This is a genomic window from Streptomyces sp. NPDC046335 (assembly GCF_055587985.1).
Genome location: NZ_JBVJFF010000016.1, coordinates 191,457 through 208,611, shown reverse-complemented (window position 1 = coordinate 208,611; position 17,155 = coordinate 191,457). Strand labels below are relative to the sequence as shown.

Sequence of the window (17,155 nt, the reverse complement as noted above, 5' to 3'; positions counted from 1 at the left end):
GCCGTAGCGGGCGGTCAGATCGGTCTACCGCCCCCGGGCCGCGCCCACAAGGCATCGGGCCGGCGCCCGCGGTCACCGCGAGGGCAGGTCCAGTTCGCACCAGACCGTCTTGCCGGAGTTCGTACGGCTCGTGCCCCACTCCCTGGCGAGCGCGCTGACGACGCCCAGGCCGCGCCCGAACTCGTCGTCGGGGCCCGCGCTGAGCAGCGTGGGCAGCGTGTGGTCGTCGTCCTCGACCTCGCACACGAGCGATCCCGAGCGGACCAGGCGCAGGTCGACGCGGCTGCTGCGCGAGTGCCGTACGACGTTGGTGACCAGCTCGCTGACCAGCAGTTCGGCCGTGCCGGCGAGCGCCTGGAGCGACCAGGCCCGAAGCTGCCCGCGGACCAGCTCGCGGGCCCTGCCGACCTCGCTCGGGTCGAGGGCGAACCGCCAGTGCGCGACGTCCTCCCCCGCGACGCCGTTGAGCCGGGCCATCAGGAGCGCCACGTCGTCCTTGCGTCCGCCGCTGCCCGCGTCGGCGAAGGTCGCGGCGAGAGTCCGGATGATCGTGTCGCAGGCGTCGTCCATGGACGCCGCGGGATGCGCGGCGGACTCGGTGAGCGTGGCGAGGCCGACGCCGATGTCCTCGCCACGCACCTCGACCAGGCCGTCGGTGCACATGAGCAGCCGGTCACCCGGGGCCACGCGGACGCGGACCGACTCGAAGGGGACGCCGCCGACGCCGATGGGCGCCCCGGTGGGCAGGTCGAGGAGTTCGCTGCGGCCGTCATCGGCGCGGACGAGCACCGGCGGTATGTGTCCCGCGTTGGCGAGGCACAGCTCGCCCGCGATCGGGTCGTAGACCGCGTACAGACACGTCGCGAGATAGTGCTCGCCGAGGCGCTGCGCGAGGTCGTCGAGGTTGCGCAGGAGCTGCTCTGGCGGCAGGTCGAGGGCGGCCATGGTCTGCACGGCCGTGCGCAACTGTCCCATCATGGCGGCGGAGTTGAGCCCGTGGCCCATGACGTCGCCGACGACAAGGGCGGTCCTCGACCCCGGCAGCTTCACGGAGTCGAACCAGTCGCCGCCGACCCGGCCGAGGAGCGTGCCCGGCAGATAGCGGGTGGCGATGTCGCAGCCGGGCATGCGCGGCTGGATGTGCGGCAGCATGCTGTCCTGGAGGGTGTCGGCGACGCTCTCCTGGTAGGTGTACATGCGGGCGTTGTCGAGCACGAGCCCGGCGCGGGCGGCCAGTTCGGCGCCGGTGACGCGGTCCATGTCGTTGAAGACGGGCCGCTCCCGGTGCCGGAGCAGGATCATGAAGCCGAGCACCACCTGGCGCGCCTTGAGCGGTACGACGAGCATCGAGCGGTGGTTGATCAGCGGGCGGATGTCGCGCTTCTCGAACTGCGAGGCGATGGCGTTGCCCATCTCCTCGGTGATGCGCGGTACGAGCACCGGGTCGCCGGAGGTCATGCACTGGAAGAACGGCGTGTGTGCCGGGAAGGGCATGGACTCGCCGACCGGCACGACGTCGTCCCAGCGGCCCGGCTCGTCGGTGTGCTCCACGGCGACCCGGTGCCACAGGGTGGTCTCGTCCGGCGGGCCATCGGGAAAGCCCTCGCCCGCCACGACCTGCTCGCGCAGATAGGTGCCCGCGACATCCGTGAAGCGCGGCACGACCGCCCTGCTGACCTCCAGGATCGTGCGCGACAGGTCGAGCGAGGAGCCGATGCGGCCGCTGACCTCGTTGAGGAACTCCAGACGCTCGCGCACCGCCGCGTATTCGAGGTCCTCGCCCTCGTCGTCGTCCGGCCCGGGACGGGGAAGACCGCGCGCGGCGTCCCGCTCGGCGCGCTCCTTGCGGGCCTTGCGCTCGGCCCGCCGCGCGACGCCCCAGTCGGGGGTGACGGGCACCCGGTCGTGGCGGCTGAACTCCAGGACGGGATAGCCGAGGTCGAGGACCTGGGAGACGATGCGGGAGCTCTCCCCCACGCTCATGCTGGGCAGGATCTCGGGCAGCCGGTCCGCGAGCTCGTCGGCCTCGGGGAAGTCCGTGTGCAGGGCGAAGCCGGGAGCGATGCGCTCGACCCGCTCGCCGCGCCCTGCCCCGGCGCCCCGCGGCGCACCCTCGGCCCCGGCCGGGCGCTCGGCGTCGGCCGCCAGCACGAGGAGCCGCTCGGGACCCGGCCCGACCAGCGGATACGCCCACCAGAGCACATCGACGCGGTCGCCCCGCGGCCCCGGCCCCGTCAGCCGGGCGCGTCCGGCGGCCGGGTAGGAGACGCGGCGGTCGAGGGACATCTCCAGGTCGGGGCCGAGCCCGTCGTAGGCGCCGTAGGGCTCGTGGTCCTGGGGGATCGCGCCGTGCACGGGCAGCAGATCGCCCACGGGGCGGCCGATGGCCTCTGCCCTGGCGCACCCGAAGAGGCGGCGCGCGCCGACGCTCCAGTGCGAGACGAGACCGGCGGCGTCGACGACGACCACGGCCAGCGGTATGCGTCCGGCCACGGCACCGCGCGCCACCGGTCCGTCCGGAGTGCCCTGTCCCATGGCCGTGCTCCTTCCGCGGCGGCGCGGAGATCCGAGGCGGCGCGGGAATCTGAGGCGCCATCAACCACCGTACGACCGGCGCACGTCGCGGTGCGGGGCAATGGGGGAATTGCCCGGAGGCCACAGTCCTCCGGCGCACGCCCCCCCACCGCGGCCTCAGTCCTCGTGGCCGAGCTGGAGGTCCCGCTCGGTGCGGCCGCCGCCCGCGACCTGGAGGACGGTGGCGACCGGCGGGTAGCCCGCCGCGATGACGGTGTACTCACCGGACGACAGGTCGACGAAGCGGAACGTGCCGTCCGCCTCCGTGGTGAGGGTGTCCACGACGTTGCCCGCGGCGTCGAGCAGCGTCACGCGCGCGTCCTCGACGGGACGGCCGCCGCCGGCCCGCACGGTGCCGCGCAGCACCGCCCCGCCCGCGAGCTCCACGTCCTGGCGGGTCTCGCGCGCGGCCTGCACGCTGACCGGCAGCGCGGCGGGCCGGAAGGCGGGGGCGCTGGCCGCCAGGGTGTACTCGCCGGCCACCAGCTCGGTGATGACATAGCCGCCCTCGCGGCCGCTGCGGGTGGTGGCGACGACCTCCCCGCGTACGTCGGTGAGGGTGACGGCGGCGTCCCTGACCGGCGTTCCGTCGGCCGTCACCACCGTGCCCGCGAGGCGGCCCGCGCCGCCGAGCACCACGTCCAGCTCGACGGGCCGCTCGCCGACGGTGACGGTCACGGCCTGCGGCTGGTGCCCGCCGGCCGCCGCGATCAGCACGAAGGAGCCCGCCCCGGGCGTCGCCAGGGCGTACCGCCCGTCCTCGCCGCTCGCGCCGCGCCCGATCTGCTGCCCGGCGACGTCGATGAGGGTCAGGGCCGCGCGGGGCACCACGGTGCCGTCGGCGTGCTGCACGGTGCCGCAGACGGGGACGCCCGCCGCGGGCCCTGCGGCGCGGGCGTGCGGGACAGCCGTGGGCTCGGCGGCGGTCGCGTCGGGAGAGGCTGCGCTGGACAACAGGGGGGTCTCCTTGAGGAAGAAGGTGATCAGCATGCCGAGGACGAGCACCGGCACGAGGTAGAGGAAGATGCGCGGCATCGCGTCGGCGTAGGCCTGGATGTAGCCCTCGCGCAGCGGCGCGGGCAGCGCGTGGACGAGCTGCGGGGTGAGGGACTCGGCGTCGGGCAGCTTCCCGCCGGAGCCCGCGGGGATGCGGTCGCCGAGGGCGTCGGCGAGCCGGTCGGCGAAGAGGGTGCCGAAGATCGCGGCGCCCACGCTGCCGCCGATCTGCCGGAAGTAGTTGTGCGCGCTGGTGGCGGTGCCGAGGTCGGTGGGGCGCACGGCGTTCTGCACGGCGAGGACCAGCACGGGCATGATCAGGCCGATGCCCGCGCCGAGGACCGCCATCCAGAGGCTGTACTGCGTTCGGGAGGTGTCGGTCTCCAGCCGCGAGAGCAGCCACATGCCGGCGACGGAGAGGGCGCCGCCGAGGACCGGATAGATCCTGTAGCGGCCGGTGTGGCTGATGAGCTGCCCGGAGATGATCGAGGCGCCGACGATGCCGCCCATCATCGGCAGCATCAGGAGCCCCGACTCGGTGGCACTCGCGCCGTCGACCATCTGAAGGAAGGTCGGCAGGTAACTGGCCGCCCCGAAGAGGGCGACGCCCACGATCATGCCGACGAGGCCGGTGATGTTGAAGACCGGGTCGCGGAAGAGGCGCAGCGGGATGATCGGTTCCGCGGCGAACTTCTCGGCGACGAGGAAGAGCGCGCCGCTGACGGCCGCCCCGGCGGCGAGAGCGAGGCTGACCCGGTCGCCCCACGCGTACTCCGTCCCGCCCCAGCTCGTGAGCAGCACCAGACAGGTCGAGGCGGCGGCGAGCAGCAGCGCGCCCAGCACGTCGAGGCGGGCCTTGCCCGTGGGCTTGGGCAGCTTGAGCACGAGGCTGACGACGAGCAGCGTGACCAGGCCGAAGGGCACGTTGAAGTAGAAGCACCAGCGCCAGGAGGCGTGGTCGGTGAAGAAGCCGCCGAGCAGCGGTCCGGCGACCGAAGCGAGGCCGAACGCGGCGCCGATCAGGCCCATGTAGCGGCCGCGCTGCCGGGGCGGCACGATGTCCGCGATGATCGCCTGCACGCCGATCATGAGACCGCCCGCGCCGACGCCCTGGATCGCGCGGAAGGCGATGAGCTCGTCCATCGTCCGCGACCAGCCGGCCAGCGCCGAGCCCACGACGAAGACGACGATCGCGAACTGGAAGACGCCCTTGCGGCCGAAGAGGTCGCCGAGCTTGCCGTAGATGGGCAGGCCGATGGTGGAGGTCAGCAGATAGGCGGTGATGGTCCAGGACATCTTGTCCAGGCCGTGCAGCTCTCCGACGATCTTGGGGAGCGCCGTGGCGACGATCATCTGCTCCAGGGCGGCGAGCAGCAGGGCGAGCATCAGCCCGAAGAACACCATCCGTACCCGGCGGGGGCTGAGCCCGAGCGCCGCCGGATCAGGTGGCGGGGGCGGCGCCTGGCCGGCTCCCGGTTCCCCGGCCCGCAGCGGCACCGTCTCCACGGCCGCCGCGCCGTTCCGCCCGGCGGCCTTCACCAGCGTCGTCCCGCCCACGTACTGCTCCCCTCGTCGCGCCTGCGCCGCCCATTTCTCGCATTACGCGACAACTACGAGCAAGCGCGACGAGTCGCCCCCACGGGGGCCGCTCGGACGTTAGCGCCGGTGGGAGCCCTACGGCGTACAACGGGACCGAACGGAAAACCACTCGAAACGGTGAGCGTGAAAGCAGCTCCGCCGGGTCAGGCGGCGGCCGGGTTCTCCACCTCGCGGGCGAGGTTGTCGAGCACCACGCCGTAGATCCGGCCGAGCCCCTTGGGCGCGAAGGTCTTCTCGAAGAAGCCGCCGATGCCGCCCGCGCCGTTCCACACGCTGGAGACGACCACACGCGACTTGCCCTCGCCTGCCGGGGTCACCGTCCAGGTGGTGACCATGGAGGAGTTGCGGTCCTTCTCGACCAGCTCGCCGTCGGTGGGCTCGCTGACCTCCAGGAGGCAGTCGCGGATGCGCTTGCTGGTGGCCTGGAGCTTCCAGTGGACGAGAGTGCCCTCGCCGTCACCGCCCTCGCGCACCTCGTACTCGCTGAAGTGTTCCGAAAGGAGCTTCGGACGCGTGCCGTTGTAGTCGGCCAGCGCGTCGAAGACCTCATCCGGCTTCGCCGCTACGACCCGCTCCGTGACAGCTTCGACCTGCGCCATGGCACTTCCTCCAGCTTTGTTTTTCGGGGAGTTCACGGAAAGCCAACCACCCGGCACACCGGGCCCCCAAATCGTGGCCATGGCCGCGGCCGCGCTCGGCCCGGCGGCAGCCGGTACCGGGCCGTCGCGCCGTGCCGGTCGCACGATCAAGGGAACATGTGTTCTATTCTGTGGCCAGTGCTATCTAGGAGGCGTCATGCGCTGGGAGAATCTCTCCGACGGACCGCGTCAGGGCCCCGCCGATGCCGCGCTGTTCGGCGCGGACGCGATCACCACACGGACGTTCGACACCCCGGAGTTCAGGGGAATCACCTTCCACGAGATACGGGCCAGGTCGATCGTGAACCGCGTGCCGGGCGCGTCCCGGATGCCGTTCGAATGGACGGTCAACCCCTACCGCGGCTGCACGCACGCGTGCGTCTACTGCTTCGCCCGCAAGACCCACAGCTACCTCGACCTGGACACCGGCCTCGACTTCGACAGCCAGATCGTCGTCAAGGTCAACGCCGCCGAGCTGCTGCGGCGCAGGCTCGCCTCGCCCCGCTGGCACGGCGACCACATCGCCATGGGCACCAACGTCGACTGCTACCAGCGGGCCGAGGGCCGCTACGGCCTGATGCCGGGGATCATCAGCGCGCTGCGCGACCGCGGCAACCCCTTCTCGATCCTGACCAAGGGCACGCTGATCCTGCGCGACCTCGACCTGCTGCGGGAGGCGGCCGCGGTGACGGACGTCGGCATCTCGGTCTCCGTCGGCTTCACCGACCGGGAGCTGTGGCGCACCGTCGAGCCGGGCACGCCCGCCCCCGAGCGGCGCCTGGACGTCGTACGCACCCTGAGCGAGCACGGCATCGACTGCGGGGTCCTGATGGCCCCCGTCATCCCCTTCCTCGGCGACCACCCCGACCAGCTGCGCGCCACGGTGCGGGCCGTCGCCGCCTCAGGGGCGACCTCGGTGACGCCCCTGGTACTGCATCTGCGGCCGGGCGCGCGCGAGTGGTTCATGGCCTGGCTCGGGCAGCACCACCCGCATCTCGTACGGCGCTACGAGCGGCTGTACGCGGAAGGCGCCTATGCCCCGAAGTGGTACCAGCGGCGCATCACCCGCCATGTGCACGAGCTGGCCGAGGAGTTCGGCATCGGGCCCACGCGCGCGGGCGCCGCCCGGCGGATCCGGGTGCCGGAGCAGCCGGCGGGCCCCACGCAGCTCACCCTGCTCTAGCGGCCGGCGGCCGAGCGGCCCGGCGCCTTCCTCGGTACTGCTCCTTTCGGGTCATTCATCAGCAGAGCAGCAGAATTCGGACGCGACTTGCGGGGACGATACGCCCGAGGTCGTTGCGTCCACGGCCCCGGATGACCTCGCCCTGAACAGCTGGGAAGCCGATGGAGCCGATGAGCCGATGAAGCTGACGAACAAGCGCGCCCTCGCCCTCTGCTCCTTCGTCGCGCTCGCCGGGACGGCCGCCGCGGTGGCACCCGCCGCGGGCGTCACCCCGGAAGCCGCCGCCCCGGCAGCCGCCGCCGAAGCCGCCCCCGAAGCCGCCGCCCCGGCGTGGAAGAAGTGCGCCACCGAGGCCCACCCGACGCTCCAGTGCGCGTCCCTGAAGGTGCCCCTGGACCACCGCGACCCCGGCGGCAGGAAGATCACCCTCGCCCTGTCCCGGGTCCCGCACACCGCGCGGACCTCGCAGGGACCGCTCCTGGTGAACCCCGGCGGCCCGGGCGGCAGCGGCCTCGCCATGGCCGGGGCCGTGGCGAAGAAGCTGCCGAAGAAGGTCGCGGCGCAGTACGACGTCATCGGCTTCGACCCGCGCGGCGTCGGCCGGAGCGAGCCCGCGCTGAACTGCCGCCCCGGCCACTTCACCCCCGTACGGCCCCGCAGTCTCCCCGCCGGCACGGCGACGGAGAAGGCCAACCTCGACCGCGCCCGTGCCTTCGCCGACGCCTGCCACGCGAAGTACGCGGACGTGCTGCCGTTCATCGACACGGTGAGCACGGCGAAGGACATGGACGCCATCCGCGCGGCCCTCGGCGCCAGGCGCGTCAGCTTCTTCGGCTACTCGTACGGCAGCTACCTGGGGGCCATGTACGGCAAGCTCTACCCGCACCGCGTGCGCCGCATGGCGCTGGACTCGATCGTCGACCCGACGGCCGTCTGGTACGACGCCAACCTCCGCCAGAACCGCGCCTTCGACGTCCGCCACAAGGCGCTGATGGCCTGGATCGCCCGGCACGACTCCACGTACGGGCTCGGCGGGGACCCCGCCCGGGTCGAGGCCCGGTGGCACGCCATGCGCGAAGATCTCGCCGCGCGGCCCGCGGGCGAGAAGGTGGGCGCCGCGGAGCTGGAGGACACCTTCATCCCCGGCGGCTACGACAACGGCCACTGGCCAGTGCTCGCGCGGGCGTTCGCCGCGTACGCGAAGGGTGGCGACGCCCGGCCGCTCGTCGCCGCGTACGAGGAGCTCGCGGCGCCCGACGCGGTGACGGAGAACGGCTACAGCGTCTACACGGCCGTGCAGTGCAGGGACGCCCTGTGGCCGCGCGACTGGGCGACGTGGCGCGCGGATCACGCGGAGATCCACGCGAAGGCCCCGTTCTCCACCTGGAACAACGCCTGGTACAACGCTCCGTGCGCCTTCTGGCGCACCCATCACCTGAGCGCCCCGGACGTCTCCAGCACGGAGCTGCCCCCGGTACTCCTCTTCCAGGCGACGGACGACCCGGCGACGCCCTACGAGGGCGCCCTGGTGCTGCACCGCAGGCTCTCCGGCTCCCGCCTGGTGGTCGAGTCCGGCGGCGGCAACCACGGCATCACCCTGAACGGAAACGCCTGCCTGGACGCCCACTTGGCGTCCTACCTGGCGACGGGCGAGCTGCCGCGGGCCTCCGGCGAAGAGGCCGACGCGACCTGCGAGGCGGGACCGGACCCGAAGCCGCTGAGCGCCGAGGCCGGAACACGGGCCGTCGCGGAGGCCCGGCGCGGGGCACTGTCACCGCGCTGACCGGCCCCCCTTGCCCCCTCACCCCGGCAGCCGCGCCAGCGCCGCCGCGGCGGCCGCCGCCAGGCGCGGGTGGCTCCGGGCCGCCGTCAGGACCGGGCGGGCGCGTTCGTCGCCCAGGGCGCCGAGTCCCTCCACGCAGGCCAGGGCTATCTTGCCGAAGGGGTCGTGCGGGACCAGCCTGCGTCCGAGGGTGGTGATCAGGGCGGGGGCCGACTCGGGGGCGCGGAGTTCGGTGAGGAGGCGCACGGGGTGCAGGGCGTAGGCGACGCGGAGTTCGTTCGTCGCCAGGGCCGCCGCCGCGCGGGCCGTACGCGGGTCGCCGAGGCGCGCCAGGGCGTGGGCCGCGGCGGCGCAGCGGGGCGGGTCGCGGTGGTTGAGGAGGAGGACCAGGGACTCGAAGGCCCTGCGGTCACCCGCGACGCCGAGGCGGACCGCGGCCAGCTCCCGGGTCCACAGGGGCTGCCCCGGAGAGACGAGCACCTCGGCGAGCTCGTCGAGGTCCTCCGTGGCGACCAGCTTCTCGTACAGCTTCACGTGCCCGGGCGAGGCCTCCGCCTCGCGGCGTAAACGTGCCGTCACCCTCCGCGACTCGTCATCCATGGCCGTGAGCCTAATGGGCGGTGGTGGGTGGCGACGCAGGTCACAGAGACTCAGGACTGGCGCGCTCGTTACCCGCCGGTTAACCTCATGTGAGCGGGGCACACTCCCCGTAGCAGTTCCTTTCCCGCGGTGGCCTGGTGACGCAGCCGCCGCGGGGTGTTGGTCGGTTCGGTACTTCAGGTACCTCAGTACGACGTCGGCTCCGGGACAGGGCCCGTCGGCTCCTCACCGGTGCGCGCGGCGACGCCGCCCGGACACGACAGGCATCACCTTCCGCACGCCTCAAGGCGCCAGTCGCCCGCGTGCGCCCCTCAGTCGTCACTCTCCTCCTGGAGTCCACCCATGGACGCTCCCCTGAACACCGTCGCCGTCGTCGGGCTCGGCACGATGGGCACCGGCATCGCCGAGGTCCTGGCCCGCGGCGGCCGCGAGGTCATCGGCATCGACATCAGCCAGGCCGCGGCCACCCGCGCGGTCACCGCCCTGGAGGCGTCGACCGCCCGCGCGGTGCGCCGCGGACACCTCACCGAGGAGGAGCGGCAGGGCATCCTGGCCCGCTTCCGCACCTTCACGGACCTCCAGGCCGCCGCCGACGCCGACCTCGTCATCGAGGTCGTCCCCGAGTCGTACGAGATCAAGCAGCAGACCATCCGCGGCCTCGACGCCGTGGTGCGCCCCGAGACGATCATCGCCACGGGCACCAACGCGCTCTCCGTGACCCGCCTCGCCGCCGAATCGGCCCGGCCCGAGCGCGTGTTGGGCCTGCACTTCTTCAACCCGGCGCCCGCCATGAAGCTCGTCGAGGTCGTCTCGTCCGTCCTCACCGCGCCCGCCGCCGTGGCCACGGTCACCGAGCTGGCCCAGGCGCTCGGCAAGGAGCCCGTCGCGGTCGGCGACCGCCCCGGCTTCGTCGCCGACGGGCTGCTCTTCGGCTACCTCAACCAGGCCGCGGCGATGTACGAGGCGAAGTACGCCTCCCGCGAGGACATCGACGCCGCCATGAAGCTGGGCTGCGGCCTGCCGATGGGTCCGCTCGCCCTGCTCGACCTGATCGGCGTGGACACCGCCCGCACGGTCCTCGACGCCATGTACGCCGAGTCCCGCGACCGGCTGCACGCGCCCGCCCCGATCCTCAAGCAGCTCAGCGAGGCCGGCCTGACGGGACGCAAGGCGGGCCGCGGCTTCTACACGTACGCGGCGCCCGGCGGCGAGGACGTGGTGGACGACGCGCTCACCCCGCGGGAGGACGGGCGGCGCGTCCAGGGCCGGGCGGTCCGCTCCGTCGGCGTCGCGGGCTCCGGGACGATGGCGTCCGGCATCGCGGAGGTCTTCGCCAAGGCGGGCTACGACGTGGTGCTCGCCGCCCGCACCGACGAGAAGGCGGCGGCCGCCAAGGCCCGTATCGGCAAGTCCCTCGCGCGCTCGGTCGACAAGGGCAGGCTGACGGCCGGGGCCGCCGCCGAGACGCTGGAGCGCATCACTCCGGCCGCTTCGTACGAGGCGTTCGCCGGCGTCGACCTGGCCCTTGAGGCCATCGCCGAGGACCTGGAGGCCAAGCGGCAGCTCTTCGCGGCGCTCGACAAGGTCTGCAAGCCGGGCGCGATCCTGGCGACCACGACCTCGTCGCTGCCGGTGGTGGCCTGCGCCCGCGCCACCACGCGTCCGCGCGACGTGATCGGCATGCACTTCTTCAACCCGGCCCCGGCGATGAAGCTCGTCGAGGTGGTCCGCACGGTGCTGACGGCCGACGACGTGCACGCCACCGTCCGTGAGGTCTGCACGAGCATCCGCAAGCACCCGGTGGACTGCGGCGACCGGGCGGGCTTCATCGTGAACGCCCTGCTGTTCCCCTACCTCAACAACGCGATCAAGATGGTCGAGGAGCACTACGCCTCGCTGGACGACATCGACGCCGCGATGAAGCTCGGCGGCGGCTACCCCATGGGCCCCTTCGAGCTCCTGGACGTCGTCGGCCTGGACGTCTCGCTGGCCATCGAGAAGGTCCTGCACCGCGAGTTCCGCGACCCGGGCCTGGCCCCGGCGCCGCTGCTCGAACATCTGGTGGCCGCGGGCTGCCTCGGCCGCAAGACGGGCCGCGGCTTCCGCGAATATGCCCGGCGCTGAGCCGGCCGAGGACCGCGCGGACGAACGGACGGACTGGGGCGGGCTGCTCGGGCCCCCGGGCGGCCCCGTCCCTCAGGAGCACCATGGCGCGCACATGCAGTACGTTCATGGCATGTCCAAGGCCGTCAAGTCCTCACGTAACGCAACCCCCGACGCTCCGGAGAGCGCCGCGGGCAGCCGCGCCGCCGCCCAGCGGCTCAAGATGCGCAGGGAGCTGGCGGCGGCCGCCATGGAGCTCTTCGCGTCCAAGGGGTACGAGGCGACGACGGTCGACGAGATCGCGGCCGCCGCCGGGGTCGCCCGCCGGACCTTCTTCCGGCACTTCCGTTCCAAGGAAGAAGCGATCTTCCCCGACCACGACGACACCTTGATCCGCGCGGAGGCGGTCCTCAACGCCGCTCCCCCGCACGAGCACCCGCTGGACACGGTGTGCCGCGGCATCAAGGAAGTCATGAAGATGTACGCGGCGTCGCCCGCGGTCTCCGTGGAGCGCTACCGCCTCACCCGTGAGGTACCCACGCTCCGCGAGCGCGAGATCGCCTCGGTGGCCCGTTACGAGCGGCTCTTCACGCGCTATCTGCTCGGCCACTTCGACGAGCAGGCGCACCACGACGGCAACGACGACCCGCTGCTCGCCGAGGTCGCCGCCTCGGCCGTGGTCACCGCCCACAACCACGTCCTGCGCCGCTGGCTGCGGGCCGGCGGCCAGGGCGACGTGGAGACGCAGCTCGACCGCGCCTTCGCGATCGTCCGCCGCACCTTCGGCTCGGGCATCGGCGCGGGGCGCGACACGCTGCCCGCCACGGCGGCCGCGACGGCGTCCTCACAGGGTGAGGTCCTGGTCACGGTGGCCCGCACGGACGCCCCGCTGGATGAGGTCATGCGGACCATCGAGAAGGCGCTGCGCGAGCGCTCGTAGTCGTTGTTCGACCCGTTTCGTCCTGGATTTACGAGGGGGCGCTACCCACCGGTAGTGCCCCCTCTGCCATGCCCAGCGCGCCCCTGACCTGCACTGATCGATCATCGGTCAAAAGTTTCTGGCACCCAGTGTCTTGCCCACTGGCACGCGGTGCCATACGTTGAAGGTGTCCGGGCGGCCGGCGTGCGGAGATCCTCCGTACGCCGGCTGTCCCCACAAGCCACGGCTTGCGCGCCCGGACGCCTGCGTCACAGGCACCTCCCACGCCCCACCAGGGCGTCGCCGAGCACCACCCTTCGCCGAACCGACGGCACACCTCCACAGCACAGCAAGCACCCCGACGTAACCCTCAAGCAGCGCATCCCCCGATGCGCTTCTTCGCCGGAGGCAAAACCGTGAAGGAAATCCTGGACGCGATTCAGTCCTCGGACGCCCAGTCCGCCGACTTCGCCGCTCTTCCCCTGCCCGACTCGTACCGCGCGATCACCGTGCACAAGGACGAGACGGAGATGTTCGCGGGCCTCGAAACCCGCGACAAGGACCCCCGCAAGTCGATCCACCTGGACGACGTGCCGGTCCCCGAACTCGGCCCCGGCGAGGCCCTGGTGGCCGTCATGGCCTCCTCGGTCAACTACAACTCCGTGTGGACCTCGATCTTCGAGCCGGTGTCCACCTTCAGCTTCCTGGAGCGCTACGGCCGCCTGAGCGAGCTCACCAAGCGCCACGACCTGCCGTACCACATCATCGGCTCCGACCTGGCGGGCGTCGTGCTGCGCACCGGGCCCGGCGTGAACGCCTGGAACCCGGGCGACGAGGTCGTCGCGCACTGCCTGAGCGTCGAGCTGGAGTCCTCCGACGGGCACAACGACACGATGCTCGACCCGGAGCAGCGCATCTGGGGCTTCGAGACCAACTTCGGCGGCCTCGCCGAGATCGCGCTCGTCAAGTCCAACCAGCTCATGCCGAAGCCGGACCACCTGAGCTGGGAGGAGGCGGCATCGCCCGGCCTCGTGAACTCCACCGCGTACCGCCAGCTCGTCTCGCGCAACGGCGCCGGCATGAAGCAGGGCGACAACGTGCTGATCTGGGGCGCGAGCGGCGGTCTCGGCTCGTACGCCACCCAGTTCGCGCTGGCCGGCGGCGCCAACCCCATCTGTGTGGTGAGCAGCTCCCAGAAGGCGGAGATCTGCCGCGCGATGGGCGCCGAGGCGATCATCGACCGCAACGCCGAGGACTACAAGTTCTGGAAGAGCGAGCACGAGCAGGACCCGCGCGAGTGGAAGCGGTTCGGCAAGCGCATCCGCGAGCTCACCGGCGGCGAGGACGTGGACATCGTCTTCGAGCACCCGGGCCGCGAGACGTTCGGCGCCTCGGTGTACGTCACGCGCAAGGGCGGAACCATCGTCACATGCGCCTCGACGTCCGGCTACAACCACGAGTACGACAACCGCTACCTGTGGATGTCCCTCAAGCGCATCATCGGCTCGCACTTCGCCAACTACCGCGAGGCGTGGGAGGCCAACCGCCTGATCGCCAAGGGCAAGATCCACCCGACGCTCTCCAAGGTGTACTCCCTGGAGGACACCGGCCAGGCGGCCTACGACGTGCACCGCAACCTCCACCAGGGCAAGGTCGGCGTCCTCGCGCTCGCGCCCCGGGAGGGCATGGGCGTGCGCGACCCGGAGAAGCGGGCCGAGCACATCGACGCGATCAACCGCTTCCGGAACGTCTGAACCCGCTAGGAGCAGCGTCACATGACAGAGCGTCAGAAGGACCGGCCGTGGCTCATGCGGACCTACGCCGGTCACTCCACGGCGGAGGCGTCCAACGAGCTGTACCGGCGCAACCTCGCCAAGGGGCAGACGGGCCTCTCGGTCGCGTTCGACCTGCCCACGCAGACCGGCTACGACCCCGACCACATCCTCGCCCGCGGTGAGGTCGGCCGGGTCGGCGTGCCGGTCTCGCACCTCGGCGACATGCGGCGGCTGTTCCAGGACATCCCCCTGGACCAGATGAACACCTCGATGACGATCAACGCCACCGCCATGTGGACGCTGGCGCTCTATCAGGTGGTCGCCGAGGAGCAGGGCGTCGACATCAGCGAGCTCCAGGGGACGACGCAGAACGACATCGTCAAGGAGTACCTCTCGCGCGGGACGCACGTCTTCCCGCCGGTGCCCTCCCTGCGCCTGACCACCGACATGATCACGTACACGGTGGCCCGCATCCCCAAGTGGAACCCGATCAACATCTGCAGCTACCACCTCCAGGAGGCGGGGGCCACGCCGGTCCAGGAGATCGCGTACGCGATGTCCACCGCCATCGCGGTCCTCGACGCCGTACGCGACTCGGGGCAGGTCCCCGAGGAGAGGTTCGGGGACGTCGTGGCCCGCATCTCCTTCTTCGTGAACGCGGGTGTCCGCTTCATCGAGGAGATGTGCAAGATGCGGGCGTTCGGGCGCATCTGGGACCAGGTCACCCGCGAGCGGTACGGCGTCGAGAACCCCAAGCAGCGCCGGTTCCGCTACGGCGTGCAGGTCAACTCCCTGGGGCTCACCGAGGCGCAGCCGGAGAACAACGTCCAGCGGATCGTGCTCGAAATGCTGGCCGTCACCCTCTCCAAGGACGCACGCGCGCGTGCCGTGCAGCTCCCCGCCTGGAACGAGGCGCTCGGCCTGCCCCGCCCCTGGGACCAGCAGTGGTCGCTCCGCATCCAGCAGGTCCTCGCGCACGAGAGCGACCTCCTGGAGTACGAGGACATCTTCGCGGGCTCGCACGTCATCGAGGCCAAGGTCGCCTCGCTGGCCGAGGAGTCCCTCGCCGAGATGGCCCGCATCGAGGAGATGGGCGGCGCGATGGCCGCCGTCGAGTCCGGCTACCTGAAGTCGCAGCTCGTCTCCTCGCACGCCGAGCGCAGGGCCCGCATCGAGTCCGGCGAGGAGAAGATCGTCGGTGTGAACTCCTACGAGTCCACCGAGCCCAGCCCGCTCACCGCCGACCTGGACGCGGCGATCATGACAGTCGACCCGGCCGTCGAGGCCCGCGTCGTCGCCGCCCTGAAGCACTGGCGCGACACCCGCTACCAGCCGCCGTTCAACCACCCCCGCCCCTGCAAGGCCCTCCAGCGGCTCAAGGAGGTGGCCGCGGGCACGGGCAACCTCATGGAGGCGACCCTGGAGTGCGCGCGGGCCGGCGTGACGACCGGCGAGTGGGCGGGCGCCCTGCGGGAGGTCTTCGGCGAGTTCCGCGCCCCCACGGGCGTCTCAGGCGCGCCCGTGGCCGTCACCGCCGAGGCCGGCACACCGCTCGCCCGCGTCCGGGACAAGGTGGCCGCGACCGCCGCCGACCTCGGCGTCGGCAAGCTCCGCTTCCTGGTCGGCAAGCCCGGCCTCGACGGCCACTCCAACGGCGCCGAGCAGATCGCGGTGCGCGCCCGTGACGCCGGCTTCGAGGTGGTCTACCAGGGCATCAGGCTCACGCCCGAGCAGATCGTCGACGCGGCGCTGGCCGAGGACGTGCACGCGGTGGGCCTGTCGATCCTCTCCGGCTCGCACGCCGAACTCGTGCCGGACGTCCTGGTGCGCCTGCGCCGGGCGGGCGCGCCGGACATTCCCGTGATCGCGGGAGGCATCATCCCCAACAGCGACGCCGAGGACCTTCTGGCGGCGGGTGTGGCCGCCGTCTTCACCCCGAAGGACTTCGGCATCACGGAGATCATCGGCCGTATCGTCGACGAGATCCGGAAAGCGAACAAGCTCGACCCTCTGGAGGTCCCCGCATGACCGTGAACCGTCTTCGCCCCCGCCGCTCCTGTCTCGCGGTGCCCGGCTCGAACCCGCGTTTCCTGGAGAAGGCCCAGGGCCTCGCCGCCGACCAGGTCTTCCTCGACCTGGAGGACGCCTGCGCGCCGCTGGCCAAGCCGGAGGCCCGGCACACCATCGTCAAGTTCCTCAACGAGGGCGACTGGACGGGCAAGACGCGGGTCGTGCGCGTCAACGACTGGACGACCGAATGGACGTACCGCGACGTCGTCACGGTCGTCGAGGGCGCGGGCCAGAACCTCGACTGCATCATGCTGCCGAAGGTGCAGAGCGCCGAGCAGGTCGTCGCGCTCGACCTGCTGCTCACCCAGATCGAGAAGACCATGGGCTTCGAGACCGGCAAGATCGGCATCGAGGCGCAGATCGAGAACGCGCGGGGCCTGAACAACGTCAACGCCATCGCCGAGGCCTCGCCGCGCCTGGAGACCATCATCTTCGGCCCGGCCGACTTCATGGCGTCCATCAACATGAAGTCCCTGGTCGTCGGCGAGCAGCCGCCCGGCTACCCGGCCGACGCCTACCACTTCATCCTGATGAAGATCCTGATGGCCGCCCGCGCCAACGACCTCCAGGCGATCGACGGCCCCTACCTCCAGATCAAGAACGTCGACGGCTACCGCGAGGTCGCGGGCCGCGCCGCCGCCCTCGGCTTCGACGGCAAGTGGGTCCTGCACCCCGGCCAGGTGGAGGCCGCCAACGAGGTCTTCTCCCCCTCCCAGGAGGACTTCGACCACGCCGAGCTGATCCTGGACGCGTACGAGTACTGCACGTCGGAGGCGGGCGGCAAGAAGGGCTCGGCGATGCTCGGCGACGAGATGATCGACGAGGCCAGCCGGAAGATGGCGCTGGTCATCTCGGGCAAGGGGCGCGCCGCCGGCATGACCCGTACCTCCAAGTTCGAAGTCCCGGAGGCCTGAT

11 protein-coding genes are annotated in these 17,155 nt (G+C 71.8%); 7 read left to right on the top strand and 4 right to left on the bottom strand.

Annotated elements, in window-relative coordinates:
* Positions 1-72: 72 nt before the first annotated feature.
* From ACZ6JY_RS34245 to ACZ6JY_RS34235, 3 genes are all read right to left on the bottom strand, one after another.
* Complete coding sequence (locus ACZ6JY_RS34245; RefSeq protein ID WP_469202286.1) at positions 73-2,535, bottom strand: ATP-binding SpoIIE family protein phosphatase; 2,463 nt, start codon at positions 2,533-2,535, stop codon at positions 73-75.
* Between the two features lie 156 nt (positions 2,536-2,691).
* Positions 2,692-5,067: an MFS transporter gene (locus ACZ6JY_RS34240; protein WP_469202344.1), complete on the bottom strand. Its 2,376-nt coding sequence runs from the start codon at positions 5,065-5,067 to the stop codon at positions 2,692-2,694.
* A 245-nt stretch (positions 5,068-5,312) separates the two neighbouring features.
* On the bottom strand, positions 5,313-5,768 hold the full coding sequence (locus ACZ6JY_RS34235) for an SRPBCC family protein (RefSeq protein WP_469202284.1): 456 nt from the start codon (positions 5,766-5,768) through the stop codon (positions 5,313-5,315).
* Between the two features lie 196 nt (positions 5,769-5,964).
* Between ACZ6JY_RS34235 and ACZ6JY_RS34230 the strand changes: the two genes are divergently transcribed.
* Complete coding sequence (locus tag ACZ6JY_RS34230; RefSeq protein WP_469202282.1) at positions 5,965-6,990, top strand: Rv2578c family radical SAM protein; 1,026 nt, start codon at positions 5,965-5,967, stop codon at positions 6,988-6,990.
* Positions 6,991-7,168: 178 nt separating this feature from the next.
* The gene (locus ACZ6JY_RS34225) at positions 7,169-8,773 is read left to right on the top strand and encodes an alpha/beta fold hydrolase (RefSeq protein ID WP_469202280.1); all 1,605 of its coding nucleotides are present in this window, start codon (positions 7,169-7,171) and stop codon (positions 8,771-8,773) included.
* Between the two features lie 18 nt (positions 8,774-8,791).
* Here the strand turns inward: ACZ6JY_RS34225 and ACZ6JY_RS34220 are convergent, their stop codons facing one another.
* Positions 8,792-9,373 carry an adenylosuccinate lyase gene (locus ACZ6JY_RS34220; protein ID WP_469202278.1) on the bottom strand — a complete coding sequence of 194 codons (582 nt, stop codon included), beginning with the start codon at positions 9,371-9,373 and terminating at the stop codon, positions 8,792-8,794.
* A 342-nt stretch (positions 9,374-9,715) separates the two neighbouring features.
* Between ACZ6JY_RS34220 and ACZ6JY_RS34215 the strand changes: the two genes are divergently transcribed.
* The 5 genes from ACZ6JY_RS34215 to ACZ6JY_RS34195 all read left to right on the top strand — a co-directional run bounded on the left by ACZ6JY_RS34215 (position 9,716) and on the right by ACZ6JY_RS34195 (position 17,154).
* The gene (locus ACZ6JY_RS34215) at positions 9,716-11,497 is read left to right on the top strand and encodes a 3-hydroxyacyl-CoA dehydrogenase family protein (protein ID WP_469202276.1); all 1,782 of its coding nucleotides are present in this window, start codon (positions 9,716-9,718) and stop codon (positions 11,495-11,497) included.
* 112 nt (positions 11,498-11,609) lie between these two features.
* Positions 11,610-12,416: a TetR family transcriptional regulator gene (locus tag ACZ6JY_RS34210; RefSeq protein ID WP_469202274.1), complete on the top strand. Its 807-nt coding sequence runs from the start codon at positions 11,610-11,612 to the stop codon at positions 12,414-12,416.
* Between the two features lie 395 nt (positions 12,417-12,811).
* Positions 12,812-14,149, top strand: coding sequence for a crotonyl-CoA carboxylase/reductase (gene ccrA / locus ACZ6JY_RS34205; RefSeq protein WP_469202272.1), 1,338 nt, complete (start codon positions 12,812-12,814; stop codon positions 14,147-14,149).
* A gap of 21 nt (positions 14,150-14,170) precedes the next feature.
* On the top strand, positions 14,171-16,198 hold the full coding sequence (locus ACZ6JY_RS34200; protein ID WP_469202270.1) for a protein meaA: 2,028 nt from the start codon (positions 14,171-14,173) through the stop codon (positions 16,196-16,198).
* Entirely contained in the window at positions 16,195-17,154 is a 960-nt protein-coding gene (locus ACZ6JY_RS34195) for an HpcH/HpaI aldolase/citrate lyase family protein (protein WP_469202268.1), read from the top strand. Before ACZ6JY_RS34200 ends, ACZ6JY_RS34195 begins: the two co-directional genes overlap by 4 nt.
* Position 17,155 lies beyond the last annotated feature (1 nt).

Bases quoted from the DNA above. Each gene is read 5' to 3' on its own strand.
- ACZ6JY_RS34245 (WP_469202286.1), bottom strand. From the start codon at position 2,535: ATGGGACAGGGCACTCCGGACGGACCGGTGGCGCGCGGTGCCGTGGCC.
- ACZ6JY_RS34235 (WP_469202284.1), bottom strand. From the start codon at position 5,768: ATGGCGCAGGTCGAAGCTGTCACGGAGCGGGTCGTAGCGGCGAAGCCG.
- ACZ6JY_RS34230 (WP_469202282.1), top strand. From the start codon at position 5,965: ATGCGCTGGGAGAATCTCTCCGACGGACCGCGTCAGGGCCCCGCCGAT.
- ACZ6JY_RS34225 (WP_469202280.1), top strand. From the start codon at position 7,169: ATGAAGCTGACGAACAAGCGCGCCCTCGCCCTCTGCTCCTTCGTCGCG.
- ACZ6JY_RS34220 (WP_469202278.1), bottom strand. From the start codon at position 9,373: ATGGATGACGAGTCGCGGAGGGTGACGGCACGTTTACGCCGCGAGGCG.
- ACZ6JY_RS34215 (WP_469202276.1), top strand. From the start codon at position 9,716: ATGGACGCTCCCCTGAACACCGTCGCCGTCGTCGGGCTCGGCACGATG.
- ACZ6JY_RS34210 (WP_469202274.1), top strand. From the start codon at position 11,610: ATGTCCAAGGCCGTCAAGTCCTCACGTAACGCAACCCCCGACGCTCCG.
- ACZ6JY_RS34200 (WP_469202270.1), top strand. From the start codon at position 14,171: ATGACAGAGCGTCAGAAGGACCGGCCGTGGCTCATGCGGACCTACGCC.
- ACZ6JY_RS34195 (WP_469202268.1), top strand. From the start codon at position 16,195: ATGACCGTGAACCGTCTTCGCCCCCGCCGCTCCTGTCTCGCGGTGCCC.